The sequence below is a fragment of the Frankia sp. CcWB2 genome (assembly GCF_977927585.1).
In genome coordinates, this window is sequence record NZ_CDWRCM010000128.1 from 7207 (window position 1) to 12292 (window position 5086).

The window sequence follows — 5086 nt, forward strand, 5'->3', positions numbered from 1 at the left end:
CCCCTGAGTGGATCAACAAGGCGTTCAACGCCGCACGCCAGACCGGGGCGCCGGGGGTCGCGCTGCTCATGCAGGCCGATATGTGGGACACCAGCGCGCTGGCCGCCGGTGGAGACGGTCTGAGTGGCTTCGATCCCATCGTCAAGCGGATCGGGACCCTCGCCGAGCATTTCGGTAAGCCGGTGCTCATCCTGCAGGGTGACTCGCACAACTTCCGGGTTGACCACCCGTTCACGAGCACGGACCCGCTTTACGGCCTCCACCCGCTGGCCCCGAAGACCCTGCAGGCTCCCAACGTGACCCGCATTGTCGTCGATGGCAGCGCTCAGGCGAACGGCTACCTGAAGCTCACGATCAACCCGGCTGTCCCGGGCGTCTTCAACTGGACTCGCGTCAGCTACTGAGGGTACGAATCCTCCCACCGGCCGGGGCCGTTTCGCGGTCCCGGCCGGTCCCGGAGCCGATGAGGGCGAGCATCGACGCCGCCCGGCTGCGCAGCCGGTGCGCGGTTACCGGCACAGAGGCCGGTACGCGAGATCGGGGGCGTATCTCCGCCACTGATCCTCGGTGATGGTGGTCGTGACGGAGCCGCACAGCGCGTGGGTGATCTCGTCCCCTCTCGTCTCCCACAGACGGGCGCCGCGGCCATCCACCGTCACCAGGGAACGGTCGCGTGGGTTGAACGTCGAGAACGTGTCGCCGGGGAGCGTGGCCACCGTCTGCGGATGGTCGGGTCTTCGCAGATCCCACGCGGACCGGGACTAATTGATGGCCGAGCGGTGAACACCGTGCGACCGCAATGTGACGTCGCCGTTTACCGGAGTGTCGCCGGGATCTACCATCATGGGGGCAGACGGGGCCAATCGGGGGATTCGGGCGGAGGGCTGGTGCGTTCGGCGCAGCGGGGCAGGACCGTCGGGCTCCTGCTGGCCGGTCTGCTCGTGATCGCGGTGGTGGCCCTGATCGTGGTCCCCCGGCTGGGGGCGACGCCGGCGGTGGTTCGCCCGATGGCAACGTGCGGACCGTCCGGGTCCTGGCCGGTTCGGAGAAGCGGGACTTCTTCGCGGACCCCGCGGTGGGCGTCCGGCTCGCGGAGCTCGGCTACCGGCTGCAGGTCGATACCGCGGGGTCCAGGGAGATCGCCACCAGCCGCGACCTGACCTCCTATGGCCTGGCCTTTCCGGCCGACGCGCCGCAGGCCGACCGGATCAGGGCCGCCAGGAAGGTGACGAAGTCCTACGTCCCCTTCTTCAGCCCGATGGCGATCGCCACCTTCCAGCCGATCGCGTCACTGCTGCAGAAGGCCGGGGTCGTGCGGATGGACGGCGGCCACCACGTCCTGAACATGCGCGGCTACCTCGATCTGGTCGGTAGGAACACCCGCTGGTCGGACCTGCCGGGGAACACCGCTTTCGAGACCGGCAAGTCCGTGCTCATCAGTTCGACGGATGTGCGGACGTCGAACTCCGCGGCGCTGTACCTGGCGATCGCCAGCTATGTCGAGAACGGCGGCAACGTCGTCGCCGACAGCGCCGCGGCGGATCAGGTGGCCGCCCGCTGCGCACCGCTGTTCGTCAAGCAGGGCTATGTCGAGCAGTCCACCCAGGAACCCTTCGACGACTTCCTCACCATTGGGATGGGGAAGACGCCGATGGCCATGATCTACGAGGCGCAGTTTGTCGCCCGTCAGCTCGCGAAGGACGGTTCCATCAGTCCCGACATGGTCCTCATGTACCCGGAGCCAACGATCTACGCGAAGCACACGGTGGTACCGCTGACCGCCGATGGCGAGGCCGCCGGGCGGCTACTCGCCACCGACCCGCAGCTGCAGCGTCTCGCGGCTCAGCACGGGTTTCGTACCGCGGATGCCGCGTACGGCCGCCGCCTGGTCACCGAACGGGGTCTCACGCCGCCGCCGTCGCTGGTTGACGTGGTGGAACCGCCCACCGCCGCCATCGAGGAACGCATGATTGACAAGATTGTGAACTAGGCGCAGGGGAGACCCGGTTGACCACGCAACCGCCGGCCGCCGACCGTAATACGGCACCTGGCGATACGGCACCTGGCGGCGACCTGGTGCTGACCCCGCCCGAGCCGGTGGCACCGGTGCCCCTTGACCGGGCCGAACCGGCCGTTCCGATCGATCCGGGCGCCGCGGCCCGGCTGGACGAGCAGGCTGGCACGTTCGCGCGCACGCTGCTGTCCATCGATGCCCACTCGCCGGCGTTCACGTCGAAGGTCGCCGCCGTGCACCGGCTGGGGGAGAAGGAGATCCGGGAATCGGCGTCGGTGTCCAACCGGTTGCTCGACAAGCCCACCCGGGCGATGAACTCCGGGCCCTTCGACCAGACCTCGGCGGTGTCGAAGTCCCTGGTCGAGCTGCGCCGGGTCGTGGCGGATCTCGACCCCTCCCGGCAGAATCTCGACGCCCCCAGAAAGCTGCTCGGCGTGCTCCCCTTCGGCAACTGGCTGCGGGACTACTTCGCCTCCTACCGGTCGTCGCAGGCCCACCTGGACGGGATTCTGCGCTCCCTGCAGCACGGTCAGGAGGAGCTGCGCCGGGACAACGCCGCCATCGAGCAGGAGAAGCAGAACCTGTGGGCGACGATCGGCCGGCTGCGGGAGTACGCCTACCTCGCCGGCAGACTCGACGGTGAGCTCGAGACGGGGATCGCGGCGCTCGCGGGCACCGACCCGGACCGGGCTGAGGAGCTTCGCCGGGATGTGCTGTTCTACGTCCGCCAGAAGCACCAGGACCTGCTCACCCAGCTTGCCGTCGGCGCACAGGGCTACCTTGCGTTGGACCTGCTCCGGCGCAACAACCTCGAACTCATCAAGGGTGTGGACCGGGCGAGCACCACGACCGTGTCGGCGCTGCGCACCGCGGTGATCGTCGCCCAGGCGCTGGCCGACCAGAAACTGGTCCTCGACCAGATCTCGGCCCTGAACAGCACCACCGAGAAGATTATTTCCGGCACATCGGAGCTGTTGCGCCGGCAGAGCGCCGACGTGCACCGGCAGGCGTCCTCGGCGACCGTCTCGCTGCGGGCCCTCCAGCAGGCCTTCGCGAACATCTACGCCGCCATCGACGCCATCGACGACTACCGCGCCGCTGCGCTGGACACCATGCGAACGACAGTGGACGCGCTGTCCACCGAGATCGGCAGGGCCACCGCCTACCTGGACCGGTCGGCCGCGGCCGCGGGCGGCGAACTCGGCTCGTACCCCGACGGAGGTGGCGAGCTGACGCTGCCGGGCGGCGGCCGGTGAACCGACAGCCGCGCGCAGCCCTGCTCGTGTGTCTCCTGACGGTGCTGTTCGCGGCCGCCTGCTCGGGCGGAGGCTCAGGACCGGCGGACGGGTCCGGCACCGGTGGGTCCGGCACCGGCGAATCCGCGGGCGAACTCACCGTCCTCGCCGGCTCCGAACTCCAGGACATCCAGCCGCTGCTCTCCGATCTCACCCGGGCGACCGGCGTCACCCTGCGGCTGACCTACACCGGCACCCTGGACGGCGCCGACGCGATTACCAGGGGCACCGCCCAGGCCGACGCCGCCTGGTTCGCCTCCGACCGGTACCTGCGACTGCTGCCGACCGGCGCGACGCCTGTGGCCGCGCGATCGTCGATCATGCTGTCGCCGGTGGTGTTCGGGGTCCGGCGCAGCCTGGCCCGGCAGTTCGGCTGGACCGGCAACCCGAACGTGACCTGGGCCGACATCGCCGCGAAGGTGGCGGCCGGCCAGCTCTCCTACGCCATGACGAATCCCGCGGCGTCGAACTCGGGTTTCTCCGCCCTGGTCGGGGTGGCGGCGGCACTCGCCGGCACCTCGGACGCGCTGCGCCCGCAGGACATCAGGCCTGCCCAGCTGACCTCGTTCTTCTCTGGCCAGGTGCTGACCGCGGGCAGTTCCGGTTTCCTGACCGACGCCTACGCCCGCTCCCAGGACACTCTCGGCGGCATGATCAACTATGAGTCGGTGCTGCTGGCCCTGAACGCCGGGCACCGGCTGCGCGAACCATTGGAGCTGATCTATCCCAGGGACGGGATCGTCACCTCTGACTACCCTCTCCTGCTGCTGCGGCCGGATAAGCGTGATCTCTACGACCGGGTCGTCAGCTGGCTGCGTCTGCCGCAGACGCAGCGCCGGCTGCAGATCACCACGAGCCGCCGGCCGGCCCTGCCCGGAGTGGCGCTGGACGCCCGGTTCCCGACGCGGACGCTCACCGAGCTGCCCTTCCCGGCGAGCCGGCAGGTCGCCGACCAGCTGCTGTCCGCCTACCTCGACCGGTTCCGGCGGCCCAGCCACGCCATCTTCCTGCTCGACCTGTCCGGGTCGATGGCCGGACCGCGGATAGCGGCGCTCCAGGCGGCGCTGCGCGGGCTCACCGGTGCGGACGACACGTTGCCCGGCAGGTTCGCCCGGTTCCGGGGTCGCGAGAAGATCACAATGATCACCTTCGCCGGCCGGGCTCACGACCCCATGGACTTCGCCGTGAACGACCCGCGGCCGGGCTCCGCGGATCTGGCGGGCGTCAACACGTTCGTGGACGGCCTGCAACTCCAGGGCAACACCGCGATCTACTCGGCGCTGGAGGCCGGCTACCGGGCCGCCGGCGCGGCCGTCGAGGCCGACCCCGGCTACCTCACGTCGATCGTCCTGATGACAGACGGGGAGAACAACTCCGGTATCTCGGCCGCCGACTTCCGCTCCTCCTATCAGCGGCTGCCGGCGGCCGCGCGTGCCGTGCCTACCTTCACGATCGCCTTCGGGGAAGCCGACCCGGCGGCGCTGCGGGACATCTCCGCCGACACCGGCGGCGCGGTGTTCGACGCCCGTACCTCGTCGCTGGCGGACGCGTTCAAGGACATCCGTGGCTACCAGTGAACCGCCGGCGCCGCGTCCACCGCGGCTCCCGCGCCCGGCACCACCCCCGCCGCCGCCGATCCCCGGCCGGGGACAGTGGATCCTCATCTGGTTCGGTTCGGCCAAGAACATCGCCGGCTGCACGTGCGCGCTCGCCGGCGCCGGCGCGAGTGCCGCGGGCCTGGTGGACTGGCCGTTCTGGCCGCCGGTCGTCGCGGCGC

Annotated in this window: 4 protein-coding genes and 2 pseudogenes; 5 read left to right on the plus strand and 1 reads right to left on the minus strand. The window is 70.1% G+C overall.

The features are described 5' to 3' along the window. Positions 1–404: pseudogene (locus ACY45C_RS14130) on the plus strand (metallophosphoesterase); the annotation flags it as partial. A gap of 105 nt (positions 405–509) precedes the next feature. On the opposite strand, the gene ACY45C_RS14135 reads toward ACY45C_RS14130, so the two are convergent. Then, entirely contained in the window at positions 510–716 is a 207-nt protein-coding gene (locus ACY45C_RS14135) for a hypothetical protein (protein ID WP_462188068.1), read from the minus strand. A gap of 299 nt (positions 717–1015) precedes the next feature. Here ACY45C_RS14135 and ACY45C_RS14140 point away from each other — a divergent pair, with 299 nt between their 5' ends. The 4 genes and pseudogenes from ACY45C_RS14140 to ACY45C_RS14155 form a co-directional block, all read left to right on the plus strand. Beyond that, a complete protein-coding gene (locus tag ACY45C_RS14140) occupies positions 1016–1990 on the plus strand; it encodes a hypothetical protein (protein WP_462188069.1) in 975 nt (324 codons plus the stop codon). Positions 1991–2007: 17 nt separating this feature from the next. Next, on the plus strand, positions 2008–3270 hold the full coding sequence (locus ACY45C_RS14145) for a toxic anion resistance protein (protein ID WP_462188070.1): 1263 nt from the start codon (positions 2008–2010) through the stop codon (positions 3268–3270). Then, the gene (locus ACY45C_RS14150; protein ID WP_462188071.1) at positions 3267–4886 is read left to right on the plus strand and encodes a vWA domain-containing protein; all 1620 of its coding nucleotides are present in this window, start codon (positions 3267–3269) and stop codon (positions 4884–4886) included. The genes ACY45C_RS14145 and ACY45C_RS14150 overlap by 4 nt, the downstream gene beginning before the upstream one ends. Then, positions 4873–5086, plus strand: a pseudogene (locus ACY45C_RS14155) (hypothetical protein); the annotation flags it as partial. The gene ACY45C_RS14150 and the pseudogene ACY45C_RS14155, both read left to right, overlap by 14 nt.